Source organism: Pseudomonas sp. KH_046_1, assembly GCF_057839025.1.
Window position 1 is genome coordinate 3,405,948 of the sequence record NZ_CM174481.1, and the last position, 23,244, is coordinate 3,429,191.

14 protein-coding genes are annotated in these 23,244 nt (G+C 59.7%); 8 read left to right on the forward strand and 6 right to left on the reverse strand.

The window, feature by feature from the left end; all coding sequences use genetic code 11:
* Nucleotides 1-41 precede the first annotated feature (41 nt).
* The gene (locus AC3IT9_RS15705) at nt 42-6,608 is read right to left on the reverse strand and encodes an NEL-type E3 ubiquitin ligase domain-containing protein (RefSeq protein ID WP_489270310.1); all 6,567 of its coding nucleotides are present in this window, start codon (nt 6,606-6,608) and stop codon (nt 42-44) included.
* Nucleotides 6,609-6,871: 263 nt separating this feature from the next.
* On the opposite strand from AC3IT9_RS15705, the gene AC3IT9_RS15710 reads away from it, so the two are divergent.
* Nucleotides 6,872-7,090 carry a DUF2970 domain-containing protein gene (locus AC3IT9_RS15710; RefSeq protein WP_150755737.1) on the forward strand — a complete coding sequence of 73 codons (219 nt, stop codon included), beginning with the start codon at nt 6,872-6,874 and terminating at the stop codon, nt 7,088-7,090.
* 6 nt (nt 7,091-7,096) lie between these two features.
* Here AC3IT9_RS15710 and AC3IT9_RS15715 read toward each other — a convergent pair whose 3' ends face one another.
* Nucleotides 7,097-8,182 carry an ABC transporter substrate-binding protein gene (locus AC3IT9_RS15715; RefSeq protein WP_489270312.1) on the reverse strand — a complete coding sequence of 362 codons (1,086 nt, stop codon included), beginning with the start codon at nt 8,180-8,182 and terminating at the stop codon, nt 7,097-7,099.
* Nucleotides 8,183-8,705: 523 nt separating this feature from the next.
* Between AC3IT9_RS15715 and AC3IT9_RS15720 the strand changes: the two genes are divergently transcribed.
* Nucleotides 8,706-10,364, forward strand: a complete 1,659-nt coding sequence (locus AC3IT9_RS15720; RefSeq protein ID WP_489270313.1) for a nitrite/sulfite reductase — start codon at nt 8,706-8,708, stop codon at nt 10,362-10,364.
* Complete coding sequence (locus tag AC3IT9_RS15725; protein ID WP_150723618.1) at nt 10,348-10,842, forward strand: DUF934 domain-containing protein; 495 nt, start codon at nt 10,348-10,350, stop codon at nt 10,840-10,842. Before AC3IT9_RS15720 ends, AC3IT9_RS15725 begins: the two co-directional genes overlap by 17 nt.
* Before the next feature lie 51 nt (nt 10,843-10,893).
* Here the strand turns inward: AC3IT9_RS15725 and AC3IT9_RS15730 are convergent, their stop codons facing one another.
* The 3 genes from AC3IT9_RS15730 to sohB all read right to left on the reverse strand — a co-directional run bounded on the left by AC3IT9_RS15730 (nt 10,894) and on the right by sohB (nt 17,911).
* Entirely contained in the window at nt 10,894-14,781 is a 3,888-nt protein-coding gene (locus AC3IT9_RS15730; protein WP_489270314.1) for a dermonecrotic toxin domain-containing protein, read from the reverse strand.
* Between the two features lie 202 nt (nt 14,782-14,983).
* Nucleotides 14,984-16,405 (reverse strand): group II intron reverse transcriptase/maturase, encoded by a 1,422-nt coding sequence (gene ltrA, locus AC3IT9_RS15735; protein ID WP_151213490.1) that lies wholly within the window; start codon nt 16,403-16,405, stop codon nt 14,984-14,986.
* A gap of 483 nt (nt 16,406-16,888) precedes the next feature.
* Entirely contained in the window at nt 16,889-17,911 is a 1,023-nt protein-coding gene (sohB, locus tag AC3IT9_RS15740) for a protease SohB (RefSeq protein WP_489270315.1), read from the reverse strand.
* 201 nt (nt 17,912-18,112) lie between these two features.
* On the opposite strand from sohB, the gene AC3IT9_RS15745 reads away from it, so the two are divergent.
* The 5 genes from AC3IT9_RS15745 (at nt 18,113) to AC3IT9_RS15765 (ending at nt 22,663) form a co-directional block, all read left to right on the forward strand.
* Nucleotides 18,113-18,823, forward strand: coding sequence for a histidine phosphatase family protein (locus AC3IT9_RS15745; protein WP_150755740.1), 711 nt, complete (start codon nt 18,113-18,115; stop codon nt 18,821-18,823).
* A gap of 64 nt (nt 18,824-18,887) precedes the next feature.
* Nucleotides 18,888-19,202 carry an SCP2 sterol-binding domain-containing protein gene (locus AC3IT9_RS15750; protein WP_015094878.1) on the forward strand — a complete coding sequence of 105 codons (315 nt, stop codon included), beginning with the start codon at nt 18,888-18,890 and terminating at the stop codon, nt 19,200-19,202.
* A gap of 269 nt (nt 19,203-19,471) precedes the next feature.
* Entirely contained in the window at nt 19,472-20,335 is an 864-nt protein-coding gene (locus AC3IT9_RS15755) for a LysR family transcriptional regulator (protein ID WP_423504800.1), read from the forward strand.
* A gap of 106 nt (nt 20,336-20,441) precedes the next feature.
* Entirely contained in the window at nt 20,442-21,587 is a 1,146-nt protein-coding gene (locus AC3IT9_RS15760; RefSeq protein ID WP_489270316.1) for a sterol desaturase/SRPBCC family protein, read from the forward strand.
* The gene (locus AC3IT9_RS15765; RefSeq protein ID WP_150723612.1) at nt 21,584-22,663 is read left to right on the forward strand and encodes an SMP-30/gluconolactonase/LRE family protein; all 1,080 of its coding nucleotides are present in this window, start codon (nt 21,584-21,586) and stop codon (nt 22,661-22,663) included. Before AC3IT9_RS15760 ends, AC3IT9_RS15765 begins: the two co-directional genes overlap by 4 nt.
* 273 nt (nt 22,664-22,936) lie before the next feature.
* On the opposite strand, the gene AC3IT9_RS15770 is transcribed toward AC3IT9_RS15765, so the two are convergent.
* Nucleotides 22,937-23,170, reverse strand: a complete 234-nt coding sequence (locus tag AC3IT9_RS15770; RefSeq protein ID WP_150723611.1) for a hypothetical protein — start codon at nt 23,168-23,170, stop codon at nt 22,937-22,939.
* Nucleotides 23,171-23,244 lie beyond the last annotated feature (74 nt).

Sequence of the window (23,244 nt, forward strand, 5' to 3'; positions counted from 1 at the left end):
GCGAGCAAGCTCGCTCCCACATTAGTTGTCCAGCGGCTGATTTAGCTGTTCAAGGCCGATATCCCTGGTTGCGGTTCTTCACCCGCCAGCTCCGAGACTTCCTTGCGGGACAACTCGATCATCTTCGCGTTGCGCGCCGCCGCCAGTTCGAAAAGTTGACTCATGAATGCGGCATCATCGGCGCTCTCACCCCCATCATCTTCCCCTCCCTGACTCTCCATTTCATCGAGCGCCCGAAAGACTTCAGGGTATTTCTCCTTGAGATAACCCACCCAATAGTCGCGCTGGATCAAGTCTTCGAAAAACCCGTCGGACCGTTCCGCATTGACGATTTCCACGCGCGCGTGCGCCAGTTGTTGCCGCGTGACGCCCGAGGCATAAGTCATGTGTTTCGGCTGACCCGGCAGGATCAGGCCGTCATCCCAGCCCTCCGTCAGACCGATTCGATAACCCAGGCGCACCTCGGCCTCATCCTCGCCGGAATGAGCCGCGGCTTTGGTCGCCAGATCATCGATCTTGTCCAGTCGAAACAGCTGCCTGGACAGTTTCAGCAGTGCCTGGCCCTTCACACTCAGACCTCCAGGCGGCATGTCGAGCAAGGCATTGTGGGTGAACACTTTGCTTTCCAGCCCGCTGAACGTGAGGATTCGCCCGTCGACACAGGTGCCATGGGTAGCCGAACTGGCGAACAGGACTTCCCGAAGCTCGCTGTTGCTGGCTGCGGCCTCCATCACTGTCCAGACCCGTCGCGTCAAGTCGGCATTGGCCACCCGGAACTCCTGGGTGTCCTGCAATCGCGATAGCAAATGAAAGAACGCGGCATTGTCCGGCTCGGCCGCCAGTTGATCCCAGATCTGGCTTTTACCGGCCAATTCCTCCGGGGTCAGATTGGTTAACCAAGGGGTCTTTTGCGCGGAATCAGGCTCAACGTCAGGCAGCTCTTCATCCGACTCGATGCTGTCGCTTTGGTCGTGAGCATCATCCAGCGACTCGTCGAGTTCAGTCCGCGAGATCCCCAGCACGGTGTCCCGTGCTCCCGAGTCTCGGTAGGCCCTCAAGCGCTCGAGACTCTCAAGCGCCAGGTTGTTGTCGCTCAGGTCGATGCCGATCATCAAGACGTTGTGATTGCCATCCAGAACCTGCGCCGGAACCGATGTGATGTAGTTACCACTCAGATTCAGGACTCTGAGGTGGGCCGCATCCAGCACGCCCCCCGGCCATTGCGTCAGAATGTTATTGCGCAGATCGAGTGTCACCAACGCTTCGAAAACGTCAATATCGAAGGACTCCAGTTCGTTGTAGCCCAGGTCAAGCCACTTCAGACGCTCCAGATTACTCAATGAGGCAGACACGTGTTCGGCATCGTCCAGTCGGTTCGAAGACAGTTCCAGTCGCTCGAGCGTATCCATGTGCTGGACCGGCTCGGGAATTGCGTCCAGCCCATTACCGTTGAGTTCAAGGATTTTCAACCGTGTAAAGGCATTGAGGAATCCATCGGAACCTTGCCGGGTCAGTTTTACGCTCGTCAGGTTCAACGTGCCGACATGCTCGAACGTTGTCGGCAGCTCCGGCAAATCGCCCAGTTGCAGGCCATTGAGATTCAGCACGGCATCGGCAACACCGTCCGCACCGATCAGCCCCTCGCGCCAGCACTCCAGGATGCGCAAGGCACCCAATCTGCGAATGCTGGACGATGTCATCCAGCCCGTTCCCTGAGTTCCACGGGTAAACAGCCAGCCATTCAACTGGCGTGTAAGCGCGTCAAAGGTCTGTTCCCATCCGGCAAGGCGCTCGTCAATTTGCACGTCGGTTGCCCCACGCTGGCGCATCTGTTCCAGCGCTTGGGAGGCCTGCTCATCGACAAGCGCCGGGTTCAACCGTTGCAGGCGCTTTGTCACGACCCCGGACCCTTCTCCCGACGGGACTTGTGATAGCAATAACAAATGCCGTGCGATCGAAAAGCCGCTCTCGGACGGCGGGAAGGCAAGTGGCACCGGCTCCAGGGCAAACAGTTCCAGGACACCTTCTGGCAGTCCCTTGGACACTTCAATTTTCTGCCAGGCAGCCTTCAGCATTGCTTCCGCTTGCGCAGTCAACGGCGCACCGACGAGATTGGTTTTGAGTAATACCTCACTTTCAAGCACCGCCACCGGTAATTCGCTGACGCGGCTGTCGCGCAAATCCAGCCAGGTCAATTCGGGCAGGTCTTGCGCGCCTGCCGGCCACTCCCGCAGTTCCGTCGAGCGCAGATTCAAAGCCCTGAGGTGAGACATTGCACTGACGTCCAGGGTGTTGAGGGGGTTGCTGCTCAGGTCCAGATGTTCGAGTGTTCGCAACCCTTCGAGACCTTGCTGAACCCCTGAATCGACAACAATCCCGTTACTGGAGAGATCCAGCTGAGTCAATTTTCCGAGATCGTTGGGGCCGATGGGGATTTCGGTCAGGCCGCAACTACGCAAGTCGAGTGTTTGAAGTTCGGAAAACCCGCTGATGAAACCGCGAATCTGTGCTACAGGCGCATTACTCCCCCTCAAATACAGCGTTTTCACCTCTGGAAAAGCACCGGCCGGCAGCTCGGGAAAACTACTCAGTCCCAGATTAGGCAAGTCGAGCACCGAGGCATTGGCTGTTGCGCCGTAACGCTTGAATACGCCGTTGCGCCAGCACGCTCTCAGGGAATTTGCCGCTAATGTCCGACCTGTCACTTCATTGATCGCGGTTGGCAGTTTAAGTGCACGATAGGACCAGTCATTGAGGTTGTGATTGAGTACATGGTGTTGTTCACTCAAGGCTTCGATCGCCCCGTACCTCGCCTCGGCGTCCTGCCACTGCTCGACAAACTGATTGAACAAGGCCTCGTGATTCTCGTTGGAGTCCTCCCCAAGGCGTCTCAACTCACCCTTGCTGTAATCCCTGACCATTTCCTCGAGATCAACAAGGTGTGGGGATTGCCTTTTGGCGTACTCATACGCCGGCCTGAAATTTTCACGAAGGACATTCGACCAGTCCAGCGACAGTCCGGACCAGAGCTTTTCATGTCCGTTGAAAATACCGTCGGGCAAGGTCCTGATCCCGGTGCCCTTGAGGTTCAATCGCTCAAGGCGCGGCAGTTCAAGAACCCCGGCGGGCCATTCAAACATCGCAAGTGCCAGCACATCCAGCCGGCGCAGATTGCGCAATTGGCTGACATCCAGCGCAATCGGCGTGAACCCCGAACAATAGACAGTGAGGTCCTCAAGCCTGGTCAGCGCGCTCAGCCTCGACGGCATGTCGACGGCGTAGGGGGCGGCTGAATACAGGCTCAGATCGGTGAGTTCCGGCATCGTGCCTATGACCTCGGGCACATTGCTGAACTGATTGCCCGTGGCGTTGATCCGCAGTCTTCTCAACCTGGGGAAATTGGTCAACAGCGCATCGGCATTGGCGTCCGTGATGCAACGACCCCGGATGTGCAGATCACGCACATGGGAGAAATCCGCCGACAACGAAGGAAGCGGGTCATCACAGGTCAGGTCAAGCAACGTGAAGCGCGCGTGCTCTGCGGCCAACGGCGAGTTGCGCCAGCTATCCTTGAGACTCTGCGCGACCGAGGCCTTGCCGCCCAACATGCGCTCCAGGGCAGAACCCGACGATGGCTCGCCAACCCAATGATCGAGCGTCGCCTCAAGCGTCTCCCACTCGCGCAGGCGGGCCTGCAACAAACCATAAATCTGCGCATCGGTTTTTCCCGCACGCAGCTGCGCCAGGACAAATCCGTTGGCCTGCTGTTCGGTCAGCGCCGGATAGACATCCCGAACCCGCGTCGCCAGCAAAGGATTGATCCCTTGCCCGCGTCCGCTGGCGTAGTACCCCACCAACCGTTCGTTGACCCGAACCGGAGGCTTGAACGTCGCATGCTTGTCAGTACGTGCCTCCAGGCTCTGTGCCAGCTCGGCACGATGGGCGACGGCATGGTCGATGATTGCCGTGCGCAACTGACTGCCCTGAGCCACATGGGGAACACCCAGCGCCTGGCGCGCCGAGTCGGGCAAGGCGTGCATGATCGACGGGTAAAAATTGTCGCCATTTCGAGGAATGCCATTGAGCTCCTCGCCGCGCTCATCAAACGCCTGGTAAGCCGGTCCTTTCTTGACCACGTATTTGCGCGTGACGGCAGTCTGACTGCCAATGCCATCGATCAGCGGCCCCTCGACGTGACCGTCGCGCACTTCCAGGCGCACGCTGTCGGACCAGCCCGGCAGCTTTTCCAGGGAGTGCAGTGCGAGCCATCGGCTGTCCGCCGACGCCATACGCTCCAGATGCAACCCGGCAAAGGCTCGATTGACGCGCCCTTGTCGTGCATACCAGCGGCTCTCTTCAAGCATGCTCAAGGGAATCCGCCGCGTCGTTTGCCACCGCGCCAGTTCCTCGGCATTGGCATCGAGCAACACCCTGTTGGCAGCGGGCTCACTCAGCCCAGGGCAAGCACGCTGCAGCATCGCCACCGGTCCCTTGACCGCCTCGGTGCTCCCCGGGCCAGCCTCGAACGCCGACAACAACTCAGCCAGCCCGGGAGGCGGAGGCAGGTGATCGAGATGCATCTTGCGCAGGGCATTGTCACGGGTACCGCTGGCATCGGCGATGGTGAGCAGTTGTTCGTCAGTCAGGGCCTCGGTCGCATGGCCCATGCGCCGCAACAGGGTCAGGCGATCCCACTCCAGGGGACGCTCCAGCGTATGGTGCCAGGCACCGTGGCCGTTGTGTTCGAGAATCGGCCGCCAGGCCTCGGCATCGGACGGATGCTTGATGCGCCATTTTTTCAGCGTTGAATCAAAGGTGATCTCATACACCTTGCCCGCCTGGCGGATGTAAGTCCTGCGGTTCGCACGAAACTGTCCCAAGGCATTGGGGACGATGTCATCGCCCAGCTCAACGTTGCACTCATAGGCCTTCAGATCGGGTTTCCACAGCCGTGTCGCGCCATCGGGGCGCTTGATGGCGTCCAGCCCTTCGATCACCGGCTCCGGTGCGACCGGCGCAATCTTGCCGAGCACCTTGCCGGCCCCGGCCATCGCCGCGATCAACGCCAGGTTTTCCGCGACATCGATCAGGTGCGCCTTGGCAGCAACGCGATCACCCTCACTCCATTCGATAACCCCTTCGAACGATTCGTACAGCAATTGCCCGGCCATTACCGTCAGCATGATCTCGCCCAGCACTGGTACGAACATCGACACCATGTTCAAGCCCAGCATGCCGATTTCCAGCAGGTGATTGAGCTTTGCCGCCCGAGCCTTCGCATCGACCTCAGCGGTCGGGACGGCATGGCTGCGCGCATCGGCGATGACCTTGGCGCGGTTTTGCTCGTAGAGATAAGTCCACAGATCGGTGTTGGCGGACCAGATTCCGGCTACGTCTTTACGCGTCGTACCCATTGGGTCGAGGTAAGGATCTTCCACCGGTTCGCGCTTGCCCCGGGTTTCAGGGGGCAGCTCCTTGATACCGACGAACGTGGAGATCGGCGGAATGTACTGGGCGACCTTGATCCAGATGGACTGCATCGGATCGCTCGGAGCGTCCGCCGCCTTGCGGGTGAACTGGCTGAAGTAGTAAGGGCGGTCGGCGTAAGCCACGAACTGACTGAAAAAACGCTGGTGTGCGGTCGGCCTGCCATCGCTTGCAGACCGTGAATTGCCGGCGGTGAACTGGCGCTTGAATTCGTCACGCAACTGCGCCGAAGTGTAACGCTTGAGCGGATGCTCGGGATCATGGGGAATGTAGACGATGAAATCGCTGGTGTAGCGATACTGCTCGCTGATGCTGAACACCACACAGCCGGTCATCCGGCGCTTCATCAGGATGAGATCGCGGAACCAGACCTGTCTGTCGCCCATCCGGGGATGGACTTCCCCGCCAATGACCGAAAGGATCATCGAGTAGTCTTGCGGTTCGATGTCCTTTTTCAACAACGCCAGGTCGGCTGCCGCCCTCATTGCGGTTTTCTGGCTGTCGATGAATTGCTCGCGCAAGTTGGCTTGCGCCCGCGTATCGGCTGGCTGAAAAAAACCGTTCACGCAGGTTTGATACTGCGCTCCGATATCCAGCGTTCGGCACAGCGACAAGAACTGCCTGACCGTCATGCCCAGCGCAACATCCTGGAATATACCGGGGGTAGGCGTTTCGACGACGAACCCTGATCCACGGTGGAAGGCCCCTTCTTCACACTCCGAGGCCTCGAAGTTGTGCAATGCCGCCTGAAGCAAAGATAGCTTCAACACCTCGAAAGACGAGACTTCGATATCCAACGCGCCAACCTCCAGGGGGCGCCGCAGGCACACCCAGGTCTTGTTGACGTCGACTTCGATCGAGAACCTGTCCTTGATAGCCTTGGCCAATATCGGCCCGGCGAATGTTTCGGCATCGTGCAGCGCGGACATTGTCTGGTCCAGCCGGGTCTGCGAGATAAAACTGGCGTTGAAACTTGCCCTCAGTGCCTGCTGTTGCACGCCGGATGCGTGCACATACCAGCCCGGCAGGGGTGTTGCGCTATCTTTGATCGCTGCGCGCCTTAGGGACGTCGCGTTGATCAACCAATCGGGAGTCATGCGCTCAAGCGATTCACTGTGCATGCTGCTTTTTCCTGGCAGCAACCGCTTGGATTCTGAACCTTCAATAGGCGACTCTACCTTCGATGTCGGCGGTGAAGTCCGGGATGAAATGCTCATACTGTCTCTCCTGGTAAATGGAGCGACAGGACACCACCCCAGGCCTGAATACCTGCGGTACATAGTTACCGCACGATCGAAAAGGCGAGACAAACCGTTTCAGGCAGCTACGGCACGAATCGGCAGATTGGCTATGCTGTGTGCACCCACTTTCAGACGAGGGATTTATGGACGATCCGGCCGATAACAAGCCGCCGACCTTCTGGCAAATGCTGCACAGCGTCATGGCGGCGGCGTTCGGGGTGCAGAGCGGGAAGAACCGGGCCCGTGATTTCACTCACGGCAAGCCGAGTCATTTCGTGATTCTCGGGATTCTCTTTACGGCGGTGTTTGCATTGATGCTGTTCGGCATCGTCAAGCTGGTGCTGCTTCTGGCCGGAGTTTGATGCGGCTCAGTGCATCAGGGTTTGCAGGGTGAACGGGTAACGCCAGGATGCGGGACGTCCCTTGGCCGAGAGTTTGTGAAAGTCCACGCCGAAATCCTGCGCCGTGCCCATCGCCAGCAGCCGTTTGGCCTGCGTCCGATCAATCAGCTGCAATAACGGAATCTGTCGGTCACGGCCGCCGTACTGGCTGAAGTCCACGCCTTGATCGTAGTCATGCAATTGCACCAGCGCCCAGCCACCGAGGCTGAAGTGCCCGCCCAGCAAGACACTCAGACGACGGTCCAGCAGTGCCTGCAACGCGGCGGGTGAAGTGTTGATCGCGCCGAACAGCACGCCTTTTCCTGGCACACCTCCGGCTTCGACATACGCCTGCATTACACCGAACGCCATCTCGTCATTCGCGGCCCAGACCAGCGACGTCTGCGGGTAGCGCTTGAACAGCAACCTGGCCTGCTCGCAGGCGCGTTGCCGGGTCCAGCCGCCGTACACCAACTGCCGCAAATGCACTTCGGGGTGCTCGGCCAAGGCACGCCGCAAGCCCTTCTCCCGAAACTGCGAGGACGGAGTGATTTTCAAACCGGAAAAGGCCAGCAATTCGATCGTCTGGCCGGGGGCCACCGGGCCGTGCTGTCGGATCAGTTCCTTGAGCATCAGGTAGCCGCCCTCCTCGTCATTGGGCACCAGGCTGCCGAGCAGATCGGGGTATTTGTCAGGGCGTGCGCCAATCAGGTTCATCTGATCCGGGGTCAGGGCATTGTTGACCATGAACAGCTTCACACCGCTGTCTTTGGCCAGCCGCAGGATTTCGGGGGCGATGTATTGCTCGTTGACGAAGACCAGGTAATCGGGACGATGGTGGCCCTGAAGGGCTTCGCGAGCCTGCTGGATGGTGATTTCGGAGACGCGGTCGGAATACTGGATGCGCAAGTCCATTCCCAGGTCGGTCGCCGCGGCTTGCATGAACTGCGAATAACTCACCCAAAAAGCTTCCGTGGGGGTTCCCGGGTTCAGGAACAGCACTGACGCCGCCTGGGCACAAGGTCCCACGACCATACCCAGCGCCAGTAATACGCCACATAGAAACTTCAACATTGATCGTCCGAGCCCCCGGAAATTCGCCGCGCATTATAGCCAGCGAACCTCCGTAAAACGGCGACTTTTCCGGTTTTTGTCAGACAATCGTCGGAACCGGGCCCGGACGGGGTCGCTTACTGATGACTGACCCAGAAAACCGCCGTCCCCACGACCAGAATGATCAGGAACAAAATTGCCCATGCATCAACGGTGCTATCGCTTTTCCGTGCTTTGGTTGGGTTGCTCATTGCATCGCCTCTTGTCGGTTTTATCGGTGATTGCATAAAGACTCGAGCACAGTAAAGACGACGATTGCCCGCACCACAAACAGGGTCTTTGCAACAACGATTCTCATTAGGCGATTTGGTTCTTTACATATGCTCAAACATCACTTTTACGCATAACTGCAAACTGTTATCTTGCCCCGGCTCCGTAGGGAGTGCGCGGCCGTGCGCGCAGAATTGCCGAGGTTTTATCGGACGCCAGCAAGCCAAAAAACGCCGCTGTTTCCGACCGGCCCAAGCCTGAGAACAGGACTTATATGTACGTATACGACGAATACGATCAGCGGATCATCGAGGACCGCGTCAAGCAGTTCCGTGATCAGACCCGACGCTATCTGGCAGGCGAGCTGAGCGAAGAAGAATTCCGCCCCCTGCGCCTGCAAAATGGCCTTTATATCCAGCGTTTCGCGCCTATGTTGCGAGTCGCCGTGCCTTACGGCCAACTGACTTCGCGCCAGACGCGAATGATGGCCAAAATTGCCCGCGACTACGACAAGGGCTACGCCCACATCAGTACCCGGCAGAACGTGCAGTTCAACTGGCCGGCCGTGGAAGACATTCCGGACATTCTTGCCGAACTGGCCACCGTGCAGATGCACGCGATCCAGACCAGCGGCAACTGCCTGCGCAACGTCACCACCGACCAGTTTGCCGGTGTCGCCGCCGACGAGCTGATCGACCCGCGCCCATGGTGCGAGATCGTCCGCCAGTGGACCACGTTCCACCCGGAATTCGCCTACCTGCCGCGCAAATTCAAGATCGCCGTCAACGGTTCGACTTCCGACCGTGCCGCCATCGAAGTCCATGACATCGGCCTTGAGCCGGTGCACAACGCCGCTGGCGAACTGGGCTTCCGTGTATTGGTCGGCGGCGGCCTGGGCCGTACGCCGGTGGTCGGTGCATTCATCAATGAATTCCTGCCGTGGCAAGACCTGTTGAGCTACCTCGACGCCATCCTGCGGGTCTACAACCGCTATGGCCGTCGCGACAACAAGTACAAGGCGCGGATCAAGATCCTGGTCAAAGCGCTGACGCCTGAAGTCTTCGCGCAGAAAGTCGATGCGGAAATGGAGCACCTTCGCGGTGGCCAGACCACATTGACCGAAGCCGAAGTGCAGCGCGTCGCCAAGCATTTCGTCGACCCGGACTACAACGCCCTGGAAAACCAGGCAGCCGCACTGGCCGAGCTCGACCAGCAACACCCGGGCTTCGCCCGCTGGCGCGTGCGCAACACCCTGGCCCACAAGAAGCCGGGTTATGTGGCCGTGACCTTGTCCCTGAAGCCAACCGGCGTTGCACCGGGCGACATCACCGACAAACAGCTCGACGCCGTGGCCGATCTGGCCGACCGTTACAGCTTCGGTCAACTGCGCACCTCCCACGAGCAGAACATCATCCTGGCCGACGTCGAGCAGGACAAACTGTTCGCCATGTGGGGCGAGCTGCGCGAGCAAGGCTTCGCCACGCCGAACATCGGCCTGCTGACCGACATCATCTGCTGCCCGGGCGGCGATTTCTGCTCCCTGGCCAACGCCAAGTCGATCCCGATCGCCGAATCGATCCAGCGCCGTTTCGACGACCTGGACTACCTGTTCGACATCGGCGAACTGGACCTGAACATCTCCGGCTGCATGAACGCCTGTGGTCACCACCACGTCGGCCACATCGGCATCCTCGGGGTGGACAAGAAAGGCGAAGAGTTCTATCAGGTTTCCCTCGGCGGCAGCGCCAGCCGTGACGCCAGCCTGGGCAAGATCCTCGGCCCGTCCTTTGCCCAGGAAGCCATGCCTGACGTGATCGAAAAGCTGATCGACGTGTACATCGAACAACGTACCGAAGACGAACGCTTCATCGACACCTATCAGCGTATTGGCATCGACCTCTTCAAGGAGCGTGTCTATGCAGCGAATAATTAAGAACAACGAGGTCGTCGACGAGACCTGGCACCTGCTGCCCAAGGATTTCAACATCGACGAGATCAGCAACTGCGACGACCTCATCGTGCCGTTGCAGCTGTGGCGCGAACACAGCCGCATGCTCCTGGCCCGTGACGGCGGCCTGGGCATCTGGCTGGACGCCGATGAAGAAGCCGAGGAGATCGGCGAAGACGTTGCGCAGTTCCAGGTCATCGCCCTGAACTTCCCGGCATTCACCGATGGCCGCAACTACTCCAACGCCCGCCTGCTGCGTGACCGTTACGGTTTCAAGGGCGAATTGCGGGCCATTGGCGACGTGCTGCGTGACCAGTTGTTCTACATGCATCGCTGTGGTTTCGACGCATTCGCCATTCGCGCCGACAAAGACCCGCACGAAGCCCTTGAAGGCCTCAAGGACTTCTCGGTGTCCTATCAGGCAGCTACCGACGAACCGCTACCGCTGTTCCGTCGCCGCTGACCGTCACGCCTTGAACCCCGCCCCGGGGCTCAAGGCGTTTTACCCTGCCCGCTAAATCACCGGATAATCGGCCAGCGGCATCGGCCGCCCCATGGCGACCCAATCGCGGTACAGCCGGACTCGATCCTCCAGCACCACGAACAACCGGAACGGATTCTCCGCATCTGCCATCCGCGTTTCGACGCACTGCCGCAACCAACCCCACAGCTCTTCTGACGTATCCTCCTCGTACAGCAAGCGCCACACGCGTGCCTGCAGCGACCGATAACCGACCTGGAAATCCGCCGTCAGGCTCAATCCATCCATGACCCGGAGCAACGTACTGCCCGATGGCTTGACGGCCAATCGTTGCCAGATCTGTTGCCGGACTTCGCGCACGCTTTCATCGCCCTCCTCCAGCCAGGGCGTCGCACTGCCGTAATCGGCACCCGGCTCACTCAGCCACAGATTGATACCGGTGCGTTCGCGATGATCGACCAGGCGCAACAACGTCTCTTCATCCGTCAGCGGATTACCCCACAGTTTCACCCGGTCCCGGGAGACCGCCTGATTGAGTATCGCGTAGGGAACCCGGCTGATCCGGTTGCCTCGCAAGTCGAGCGAGGTGAGGTACGGCTGATCGGCGATGCCAATCGGGCAATGACTGATCCCGGTGTTTCTCAGGTTCAATACACGCAACTCATTCAACCCCAATACCACGGGCGGGACAGTCAACGGGTTGTCACTCAGGTCCAGCACTTGCAAGCTCACCAGATCACGAAATTGCGAAACCGTGTTCTCCTGAAGCTGAAGAAAAGTTGAACTCAGGTTGAGCGTTGTGAGTCGAGTCATTTGCCGAACCGGTGGAGGCAATACCCCCTCCAGCACATCATCTGCATTGAGCCGACGCAGATCCACGCGTTCCAGGTTCAGGGAGTGCAGATTCGGAAAACTTTCGAGAAAAGCGTTCAGGCTCTCGCGCTCGACCAGGTGCAGGCCGTGCATCGATAGCTCGATGACATCATTGAAGCGCACGTTCATCGTCGGCAGCCGATGGAAGTCCTCGAACCCCAGATCCAGCCTGTAGCCGGAAAACACCTCGCCAGACATCACTCTATTGATCTGGGGCGGGCATTTTTGCCAGATGCTCATCAATTCATCGCCCAGCTCAATTCGCGTTTCACGCTCGTAATCGATCACGGTTTGCAGCAGCTCGACATTGTGCGCCGCCACCTGCTCGGGACTCATGCCCATGGCGTCGTCATCGTCCACCGCGAGAAAATCCACGTCCATGTCATTGACATCCAGCGCGGCCTGGTCAACCCATTGACGCAGATCGGCATGCAACTGCCGCACCTCGAGCGTCAGGCGATCCACCAGCGCCTGGGCCCCGGCACCCGCCGTCAGGAGAAACTCGTCCGCCTGGACATTGGAGAATTCCGGATACAGATCCCTGACCTGCATGCGCATGATTTCGTGAGCCAGCACAGCACCCCGTGGCGTGTTCGGAAAGCCGCCGCCGCGCAATCCCCCGGCTTCGAACGACAACCGCGAATCCATTCGATCCAGGCCGAGCAACAGTTCGGCGCGGGACAAGGCATGCGCGCCAATACGCAAACGCAACTGGCTGGCCGCGTCGGGCGAGCTTAGCGACATCGCCGCGCGCTCCTCCCCTGACATTAGATCGACCAGCGCGACAAACAGATCCGAACCCTCGCCGTCGGTAGCCGCCACCGTGGCATACCGATAGCGATCACCGACCTTGATCAAGCGCCGGCAATCCGCCGAATCGAGCGGGCCGCAACGGTCCAGGACCCGGCCACTGATCGACCCGTCGAGCACTTCGATGCGCAAGCCTTTCGGCCAACGGGGCAGGCGTTCCAGGGAGTGCAACGCCAGGACATCGGTTTCTGGAGCGATGACCGAGCGCAAGTACAGGCCTTCATAGGCCCGGTTGAGTCGTACATGCCGCTGATACTCGCGTGCCTTGTTGTCCAGGCGCTTGAACAGTTGCAGCGCCTCGTCAGCATCGATGGGCCGATCGATGTCGACCCCCGAACGATCGAGGATCTGCTCCACGGCACTTTTCGGCAAATCGGGGTACTCGCGCTGAAACAGGCGAATCCAATCCTGGTCCGAGTGCTGGAGCGCCTGATAGCGGGCGTTGAACAATCCGGCCCGTGTTTGCGGATCGCCGACAGTTTCGAGTTCCTGATCGAGCTTGAAGCGTGTGATGGTGTCGGCAAGCGACGGCGTCGGCGCACGACCGGTCTGCATCAGACGCAGCATATCGTCGTCGACCGTGCTGATCCGCGCGATCTGCGCCAATACCTCATCACTGAAGGCCGCAAGCGGTGCGCAAACGCCACGCATCAACTCCACACGTGTCGACACCGGTGCCGAAACCGACCCGGGTGTGGGCTCGGCCGGCGCTCCGGGATGCGGCTCGTTCCCCGGCTCCCCCGGCTCGTGCAGCGTTCCGGCGATTTTTTCTTCGCCCTTGAGTGCCGCCACCGCACCGATCAACGGAAGCGCATTGAGCAAGCCGAACACCGTACGCGTCACGCCCTCGGAGCGCTGCTCCGGTGTTTTACCGTTGATGGCCTGATCGAGGCCGTAACCGGCGTCGATCAGGCCGGCCAGCACCAGGACGCCCTCGCCTCCCGGAATGAACAATGCCAAAGGCCCCAGCCGGTTGATCCACTGCACAAGCGGTTGCACCACCGCGCTCAGGTTGTCGCGATTGACCTGGGCATCGTCACGGATGGTTTTGACGCTGGCCATGGAGGCCTGCTTCATGGTCAGCACCAGTTGCGCAAACGGGTCGGTGTCGGTCGGCGCACGCTCAAGGTCGACGTAGTCCTGCGGGTCCCAGAAACCGTCGTTGTTGAAAAACCCCGCGTTCTTTTTCAGCCAGTGCTCCTTCGGGTAAACCGCCATGCCCTCCAACGCCGTCAACACGCCCGCATGGAAAGTGCCGTCTTCACGATCGTCCTCGGCAAAATGCGCGACCAGCGCTTGCCGTGTGGCGGCAACCCTGCCTTGGTCCACGATCCATTGGCGCAGGTGCCGCCAGTCGGCGAATTCATGCAAGGGTGAGGAGTTGCCGGGAATATTCAACAAGACCCGGCCGCTGTGACGGTGGCGGTAACACCAAATATCGTCCGATGTGTAGCGATAGATCGTCAGCCGACCTACTTCGATCGGCGCACTGACGCGAGTGGGCGCCTGCACCTGATCGATGGACAACGCACTCCAGGCCTGCTCCGCTGGCAAACCGGCGGCCTGCATGGCCAGGGCCAGGCCTTCCTGACTCAAACTGCCCTCCTGATGTTGCAGGCAGGCGCTCATGATAAAGGCGGCCTTGGCCGAGGTTCTCAGGTCGTAAGGCTGCGCCTGGGCGATTCGCTTGTCGGAGGGCCAGGCGCGATCCAGGTAGGCCTGATAGAGGGTTTGCAAATCCAGCTCCCATACCCACTGCTTGAACGCCGCTGGCCTGAGGGCAATTTGCGTTGCCGGTCCATACACCTGAGGCGTGGTCTGGCGATAGATGCCTTCGTAGGTATGGTGATTGCCATTGCCGTGATCGGCGAATTCATCGACATGCTCCACGATGCGAATGGACGGACCGACATCGGGCGGTGTGTACAAGCCGAATGCGCTTTCGGCGAAGCGCCCGTCACCAACGGTCTGGTAGTTCGCCAGCAACGCCTGCACCAGGGTTTGTGTGTTTGCCACCTGGCCTTGCTCGATACCGTCTTGTGGCGGGTGCCCGCGGTAGCGGTAATCCAGAGTGACCAACAGGGCGGTTTGCGGGTCGATGTCTTGTCCCCATTTTTCCTTGATCAACTGTGCACCGAACTGCTCGGGAGACTGCGGTAAAGCCGCGCTCACCACAGACTTCAGTGTTTCGCGCAGCGACGCAAGATCGGGATGAAGCGGTGTCTGATGGTCATTCATATGCATTCCATGGCAACTATTTTTGGAACACCAACATAACCAGCTGCCGCGTTGCCGAAAGCAGGAACGGTCGCCTGCTGCCTACAGAGATTTCGCCGAGCCGTGGAGGACATCGGGCAAGCATTCGCAGGATCGAGTAGGAGGCGGCTTCACAGCCGCCGTCCTCTCACACCACCGTACGTACGGGTCCGTATACGGCGGTTCAGGTTATGCGGTTAAGCCGTTTTATCGTATCCAGTATTGGGACCAGCCCCAGGCTGTCCCACAGCTTCTTCGGCAGCGCGTGATTCATATGTGACGCTCCCGAATTCCACCATGGCCCGCGCCCGTTGAACGCTGATTTGCAGGCGCGTGCTTCGCTGATCCCCAGACGTATCAGGTTGCGCGCCCTCGTTGGGCGCTGCTTCCATTGACGCCAAATGACACAGCGAAGTTTACGGCGCATCCAGCCATCCAACTCCTCAAGGGGGCGGTTGCTCTGGCTGAGCTTGAAGTAACCCGCCCAACCACGTAACACCGGGTTAATCCGTTCAATGACGCTTGCCATCTTGTGGCCCCGCGCTCCGCGCAGCAGTTCTCTGAGCCGATCGCGCAAGCGATTCAGGCTCATCGTAGCTACTTTCAGCCTCGGCTGTTTATGCAGGCTCATCCCGTAACCCAAGTAATCACACGCCCACGGCCGTGCTACTCGGCTCTTTTCTTGATTCAACGTCAGTTTCAGGCGTTGATTCAGGAAGCGCTCAACCCTGACCAGCACTCGCTCGCCAGCACGACGACTGCGCACATAAATGTTGGCGTCGTCGGCATAGCGTACAAAACGATGGCCCCGCCGTTCCAGTTCGCGGTCGAGTTCATTGAGCAGGATGTTCGACAACAACGGTGAGAGCGGGCCGCCTTGCGGCGTCCCTTCCTGCCGTCGGCTGGCGATCCCGCCCGACATCATTCCCGCTTCGAGATAACGACGGATCAGCATAAGCACACGTTTATCTTCGATTTGACGCTCGATGTAGGCCATCAATACATCGTGGTTGACCCGATCAAAGAACTTCTCCAGATCGAGTTCCACGCACCAGCGGTGGCCCGCCGCCACATGGGCGCGGGCGGTTTCGATGGCTTGATGAGCGCTTCTGCCCGGACGAAAGCCGTAGCTGTAGTCCGAAAACAGCGGATCGAAGATTGGCGTGAGCTGTTGCAGCAGCGCCTGCTGGATCAGGCGATCCACGACGCTGGGGATACCCAGCTGTCTTGTACCGCCTTTGGGTTTGGGGATATCGACGGCGCGTACACCTTGCGGGTGGTATTCGCCGGCCAACAGCCGAGTCTTGAGGATCGGCCAATACTGTTTCACGTAGCCCGCCAGCTGGTCGACCGTCATGCCATCGGCACCCGGTGCGCCCTTGTTGCTGACCACGCGTTGATACGCACGCTTGAGGTTGGCGGGTGCAAGCACCCGCACCATCAGCGTGTCCGGCTCCGCGTTCGTCCACGCCACAGACGCCGTCGATGTTTGCGCCCTGTCAGCCTTCATCCTCGGATACCGTCCAGGACCTGGGGTAACAGTTTTCTCTTGGAGAATATTCTGCGTTTCAACATTCGACGAGACTCTGACGCCTACTGGCGGCATAACCTGTTCGGCCCTTGGTGACGCGGTAATCCGCCACTTACTACGGCCTCAGCTGACTTCTATGGGCTCATCCCGTCGCCTCTCGACGCTCGGTAGCACAGTGGCAAACCCACAGATCTCCCAGGGTAATTCGCGCGACCTTCCTGCTTATGCCTGTCGGATCTACGTCACAGCGTTCCGTGCAAGTATTGGGCTTTGAAGATATTGGCCTTCTTACCCCGCTGCGCCGCCTCTATCCGCTTCCTGTTCGTCAGGCCAGCATTTTGCCTCGGGCTTCCTTCAGATTCGCAGTCGCCCGCGACACCCTTGCCTCTGGCTAACACTTCCCCTTGCCGGGTGTGTAGAGGACTTACACCTCCAAGTCACCAGCGAGGCCACCACAGCCAAGCTGGTTGCGCTTCGCGCAACGCGCCATGCCTGGCGCACCAAAAAAAAGCCGGGACAAATGCCCCGGCTGGATGTTTTGCAGTATCTCCTGGCCCGTTACCAGAAGCGTTGCTGGGTCAAACGGCTCCACCAGCTCAGCAGCACGCGATCGACCGAGCCGCTGGCGGCCATGCCAATGCGCTCTGGCAGGCTTTTGCGTTCGGTGTAATGCAAGTGATAGAGCTCGGACTTGCTGGCGCGCTCGGAGAGGTATTCATCACTGGTCTTGAGTTCGTCGACCAGTTGTTTGTCCAGCGCTGCGACACCGAGCCAGATTTCGCCGGTGGCCACTTCATCGATCGCCAGTTGCGGGCGATAGCGCGACACGAATTTCTTGAACAGTTGATGGGTGATGTCCAGGTCTTGCTGGAACTTCTCCCGCCCCTTCTCGGTGTTTTCGCCAAACACGGTCAGGGTGCGTTTGTATTCACCGGCGGTCAGCACTTCGAAGTCGATGTCGTGCTTTTTCAGCAAGCGATTGACGTTGGGCAACTGCGCCACCACGCCAATCGAGCCGAGAATCGCGAAGGGTGCACTGATGATCTTCTGCCCAATGCACGCCATCATGTAGCCACCACTGGCCGCGACCTTGTCGATGCACACGGTCAAGGGCACGCCGGCCTCACGGATTCGTGCCAGTTGCGAGGAGGCCAGACCGTAGCTGTGAACCATGCCACCGCCGCTTTCCAGGCGCAGCACCACTTCGTCCTTCGGTGTGGCCAGGGTCAGCAAGGCAGTGATTTCGTGGCGCAGGCTTTCGGTGGCCGAAGCCTTGATATCGCCATTGAAATCCAGCACGAACACCCGGGGTTTGGCCTCGGGTTTTTTCTTCTGCTTTTTGTCGGTTTTAGCCTGGGTCTTGCGCAAGGCCTTGAGCTGGTCCTTGTCGAGCAAGGTCTGCTCCAGGCGTTCGCGCAGCTCTTTGTAGAAATCATTGAGCTTGCTGACCTGCAACTGGCCGGACGACTTGCGCCGCCCTTTGCTGCGCAAGGCCGCAAAACTGGCCAGGACCACCAGAATGGCAATCACCAGGGTCACGGTCTTGGCCAGAAATATGGCGTACTCGGAAAAAAACTCCACAGGGACTCCTCAAACGATGCGCGGCTTGAACGCGCGCGGGATACCTCCAGCATACCCATGCGCCGACCTTGCGACCAGCCATGAAACCTCTGGCAGCAGGCCTGTAACGGGCATTTCAAACAAGCGTATGTTTTTTCATTGACAGCACACCGCCATCCTCATAACCTCGCCAAACCTTCAACGTACCGGGAAGACGCGGACGTGGGCAGCATCTATTTGATTCGACATGGCCAGGCCTCCTTCGGTGCAGACGACTACGACGTCCTGTCGCCGACCGGCATTCGTCAGGCAGAAATCCTTGGCCGCCACCTGGCCGAACTCGGGATCAGCTTCGACCGCTGCCTGGCGGGAGATCTGCGCCGCCAGCAGCACACGGCCAACAGCGCGCTGGAACAATTCGCCGCGGTGGGCCTGCCGGTGCCGTTGCTGGAAACCGACTCCGCCTTCAACGAGTTCGACGCCGATGCGGTGATCCGCGCGCTGTTGCCGGCCATGCTGCCGGACGAACCCGAAGCCCTGAACATCCTGCGCAACGCCGCGCAAAACCGCGGTGAGTTCCAGCGTATCTTCGCCCTGATCATCGAGCGCTGGCTGGCCGGCACCTTTGACACACCGGGCCTGGAAAGCTGGCTGGGGTTTGTCGAGCGGGTGCAGGCCGGCTTGCATCGCATCCTCGACCAGGCTGACAACACCCAGAAAATCGCCGTGTTCACATCCGGCGGCACCATCACCGCCCTGCTCCACTTGATTACACAAATGCCTGCCCGGCAGGCCTTTGAATTGAACTGGCAAATCGTCAACACCTCGCTCAACCAGCTTAAGTTTCGTGGTCGCGAGGTGTCCCTGGCTTCCTTCAACGGTCATGCCCACCTGCAACTGTTGAAGGCCCCGGAACTCATCACGTTTCGCTGAGTCCGGACTATTGTGACCCTGGCTGTAATCACCCAGCTCTTATTACCCAAGAAAGGATCGAACCATGACCTCCGTAGCAGACGCCGTACAAGCAATGAAAGCCAAGTTCAACCCAGCCGCTGCTGCCGGTCTGGACCTGGTCTTCGGTTTCCGCATCGACGACACCAAGAACTTCTCGCTGATCGTCAAAGACCAGACCTGCGAGCTGCAGGAAGGCGAGAACCCGGACGCCCAGGTGACCCTGGTGATGGACGGCGAAACCCTGGAAGGCATCGTCGACGGTTCGACTGACGGCATGCAAGCGTTCATGGGCGGCAAACTGCGCGCTGAAGGCGACATGATGCTGGCGATGAAACTGTCCGAACTGTTCCCGTCGTAAGCACCTGGCTCCCGAACTTCGGGAGCGTGCCTGCTGCAATCGAATCCCGCCCTTAGTGGCGGGATTCGTCGTTTTTGCCTGCCCTGTGGCGAGGGGGCTTGTCGGATCGCCGCATCGCCCCGTTCGGCTGCGAAGCAGTCGTCAATCCGAAGCCCTGCTATGTTTGAGCGGGTCTAAAGGGTCGCTTCGCGCCCCAACGGGGGCAAGCCCCCTCGCCACAGGTTCGGTGGTGCTCATACAATATCCGCACTCCCCACACCGGCCACCCCATGGACATCGACCTCGCCCGCACCTTCCTCGAAATCGTCCGCCATGGCAGCCTGGCTGCCGCCGCGGAAAAACTCCATGTCACCCAGACCGCGATCACCGCACGGGTGCAAAAACTCGAGAGCCAGTTGGGCAGCACCCTGTTCGTGCGCAATCGTGCCGGCGCCCGCCTGACGCCCAACGGTGAAGCGTTCGTGGTCTACGCCAATCAGTTGGTGCAAACCTGGGAAGCCGCGCGGCGTGATTTGCCGCTGCCCGAGGGTTATCGCGATGTACTGCACATCGGTGGCGAGGTGAGCCTGTGCAACCCGCTGATGCTCGGCTGGGCCGGCGAAATTCGCAAGAACATCCCCAGCCACGCCCTGCGCATGGAAATCCGCGACGGCGAAAACCTGCTGCGGCAACTGGAGTTGGGCGTTCTGGATGCCGCACTGGTGTATCAGCCCGAGTATTGGCCACGTTTGCAGGTCGAGCAGATACTCGAAGAAAAACTGATTCTCGTGCGCCAGGCCGACAAACCCGATCCTTATGTGTACATCGATTGGGGCGCTGATTTCCGGCGCCAGCACGACGCTGCCCTGCCGGAAAAAGCCAAGGCTGCACTGAGTTTCAATCTCGGTCCGCTGGGCTTGCAGTACCTTCTCGAAAACGGCGGCAGTGGCTACTTTCGCACCCGCGTCGTGCAGAGTTATCTGCAAAGCGGCGCCCTGGAACGGGTGCCCAAGGCACCGGAATTCAACTACCCGACCTATCTGGTCTACTCGCGCGATCGTGACTCGCCGACGCTGCAACACGCCTTCGACCTGCTGCGCAAGGTCATCGACTCCGACGAAGACTGGTCGCAGCGCTGGGATCCGCTGACCTGAGACCGGTTTGCACCGGATCATGGCCGTTGTGTGCTCAAGGTTCGGCCCGTCAAATCACCGGGATCGGCTAATCTGAAAGAGATAACAAAAACGACAGGTGATTGCAGTGAGGCAGACCACCGAAGGATTCCGCAGCCGTTACCGCGCCGACATTCATCCGCTCTACAACCCCTGGCTGCACGGCGCGTTTGTCCTGGTGTTCGGGGCAGTGGCGATCAGCGCTTTCTGGAGCAACGTACATCAGGTGCGGCCAGCAGAATGGCTGGCGGTGCCCGTCACGCTGCTGCTGTTCAACCTCGGCGTGTACATGGTGCATCGCCACCTGGGGCATCATAAAAAGAGCTTCGCCCGGCTGTTTTATGCCCGTCACGCAGTCGACCACCACAGCTTTTTCACCCCCGGCCACATGACCTACGACAGCGCCCGCGACTGGCGGGTGATTCTGTTTCCGGCGTGGCTGATCGTGCTGCACACCCTCGCCGTCGCCCTGCCCCTCTGGTGGCTGCTCAAGCACATCAATACCAACGTCGCCGGATTGGTCGGCGGCCTTCTTGTCCTCGGTTACCTGGCTTATGAAGTGTTTCATGCTTGCGAGCATCTGCCGCCGCGCAACCTGGTCACACGCTTGCCGTGGATCCGCCAGATGCGCCGGCTGCACGAACTGCATCACCGCCGTGAACTGATGCAAGAGCGTAATTTCAACATCGTTTTCCCGCTGATGGACTACCTGTTCGGCACCCTCTATTGGGAGCCGGAACCTGCGCCGCTCAACCCGACGAGAACGCCCATGACCCGCATGCAGCATCAGATTGTCATTGCCGGAAACCCGGTCGAGGTACTTGCCTACGCCAGCACCGTGACCCTTTGGCCGCAATGGCATCCGTCGTCACTGCGCATCGATGGGCCAAAAGGTCCGTTGTATGCCGGCGCACGTTTCGAGGAAGACATCCGAGCCGGCGGGCGTGACGGGCACTTGCGCTGGGAGGTGGCGGAGTACCTGCCCGGGCGGCGCTGGAGCGCTGAGGCCCGGGGTGATCACGGCCTGTCGCTGGTGGTGACCTATGAATGCGATGCCACAGGCGAGGACACCCGCTTCGTCCGCACCCTTGAGTATCAGTTAAGCGGCCTGACGATGCGCATTGCCAACCGGTTGTTGCTCAAACGGCGCATCGATCGGGAATCGGCAGCGTCGATGCTGGCGTTGCGCGACATGGCGCAGAAGTACCTGGCGGCGACAGGGGTGGGCGCGTGAGCAGAACCTTCAAATGTCTGTTGCTGGTCATCGTCGTTATCGGCGCCTTCCTGTTGCTGATGCCGACCAAGGTGCGACCGGTGGCCTGGACACCACAACCTGCGCCGTCCCTCACCAGCGGAATCTACGCCGACAATCAGCGGCTCAAGGGGGTGGAACGCGTCGGTGCCGCCGACATCGACGGGCCGGAAGCCTTGTTGCTGGAAAACGACACGCTCATCACCGGCCTGCACGACGGTCGCCTGATCCGCACGAGCCTGGATGGCAAGACCACCAAACTCCTGGCCGTTACCGGTGGCCGGCCACTGGGCCTGGCCCGGCATCCCAATGGTCTGCTGGTGGTCGCCGATGCCGTCAAAGGCTTGTTGTCCCTCGACGCCCAGGGGCGTCTGGTGGCCTTGACCACAGAGGCCGGCGGCGTTCCCTTCGGTTTTATCGACGATGTGGTTATCGACAAACCTGGTCACTACGCTTATTTCAGCGATGCTTCGAGCCGCTTCGGCTATGGCCACGACGCAGAGGCCGTGATCGAACACGGCGGCGACGGTCGACTGCTGCGCTACGATTTCCAGACCGGCAAGACGTCGGTTGTGCTGGACAAGCTGGAGTTTGCCAACGGCGTGACCCTGGGACCGGACGATGCCTATGTCCTGGTCAATGAAACCGGTGCCTACCGCATCAGCCGTTATTGGCTCAGCGGTCCGAAGGCCGGCACCCACGACCTGTTTATCGACAACCTGCCAGGGCTGCCGGACAACCTGTCGTTCAATGGCCGCGACCGCTTCTGGGTGGCACTCTATGCCCCCCGAAACCCCTTGCTCGACGCCACGGCGGCGCATCCGTTGGTACGCAAGATGATCGTGCGGGCCATGACCATCTTGCCCAAGCCCGTGGAAAAACGCGGATTTGCCCTGGGCCTGGACCTTGAGGGCAAAGTGATCGCCAACCTGCAGGATGGCAGCAGCGACAACTACTCACCGATCACCACGGTGCGCGAGTATGGGGACTGGTTGTATTTCGGTTCGCTGAAAGCGCAGAACATGGTGCGATTGCCTTTGAGCAAGGCATTGCAATGAGCAGTACCACTATCTGAATACACTGAAGACCCAATGTGGGAGCGAGCCTGCTCGCGATGACTGAGGCACATTCAACAACACTGGTGACTGACCCTCCGCTATCGCGAGCAGGCTCGCTCCCACAGGAACAGTGTTCAGTTCACTGGGATATTCGGGCGGGGTCATGAGGCACCTCGTTGAGAGCCGTAACATCGGGCTCTGAGCATTCGAGGTGCCGGTTCTGGTTGCCGTTCCAACTTTCCGGCCACCGGTCGTCGGTGGCAGCACGCTGGGTCAGGATGTCGAGCCCAGTTGCTTGACGATCTTGTCCTTGACCAGCAAACGTACCTCCTTGAGCTTCCTTACGGTGTCATCGTTGGACTTGGCCTCCTCTGCTTTCACCACTTCGGCATCCGCCTGGGAATACTTGTTAAGCAGTGAATCCAGTAACGGATCCTTGGTGCGTTTCTGCTGGATTTCTTCCTTTGAGCGTTTCAGATCCTGATAAAGGTCATGGGGCACCGGCATGGAACACCTCCGTTTGTTGATCGGCAGCGAAACGCGATCAATTGCGTTCACCAACTATCAGAATGGCCTCGGTT

Bases quoted from the DNA above. Each gene is read 5' to 3' on its own strand.
- AC3IT9_RS15705 (WP_489270310.1), bottom strand. From the start codon at position 6,608: ATGCACAGTGAATCGCTTGAGCGCATGACTCCCGATTGGTTGATCAAC.
- AC3IT9_RS15710 (WP_150755737.1), top strand. From the start codon at position 6,872: ATGGACGATCCGGCCGATAACAAGCCGCCGACCTTCTGGCAAATGCTG.
- AC3IT9_RS15715 (WP_489270312.1), bottom strand. From the start codon at position 8,182: ATGTTGAAGTTTCTATGTGGCGTATTACTGGCGCTGGGTATGGTCGTG.
- AC3IT9_RS15720 (WP_489270313.1), top strand. From the start codon at position 8,706: ATGTACGTATACGACGAATACGATCAGCGGATCATCGAGGACCGCGTC.
- AC3IT9_RS15725 (WP_150723618.1), top strand. From the start codon at position 10,348: ATGCAGCGAATAATTAAGAACAACGAGGTCGTCGACGAGACCTGGCAC.
- AC3IT9_RS15730 (WP_489270314.1), bottom strand. From the start codon at position 14,781: ATGAATGACCATCAGACACCGCTTCATCCCGATCTTGCGTCGCTGCGC.
- ltrA (WP_151213490.1), bottom strand. From the start codon at position 16,405: ATGCCGCCAGTAGGCGTCAGAGTCTCGTCGAATGTTGAAACGCAGAAT.
- AC3IT9_RS15750 (WP_015094878.1), top strand. From the start codon at position 18,888: ATGACCTCCGTAGCAGACGCCGTACAAGCAATGAAAGCCAAGTTCAAC.
- AC3IT9_RS15755 (WP_423504800.1), top strand. From the start codon at position 19,472: ATGGACATCGACCTCGCCCGCACCTTCCTCGAAATCGTCCGCCATGGC.
- AC3IT9_RS15770 (WP_150723611.1), bottom strand. From the start codon at position 23,170: ATGCCGGTGCCCCATGACCTTTATCAGGATCTGAAACGCTCAAAGGAA.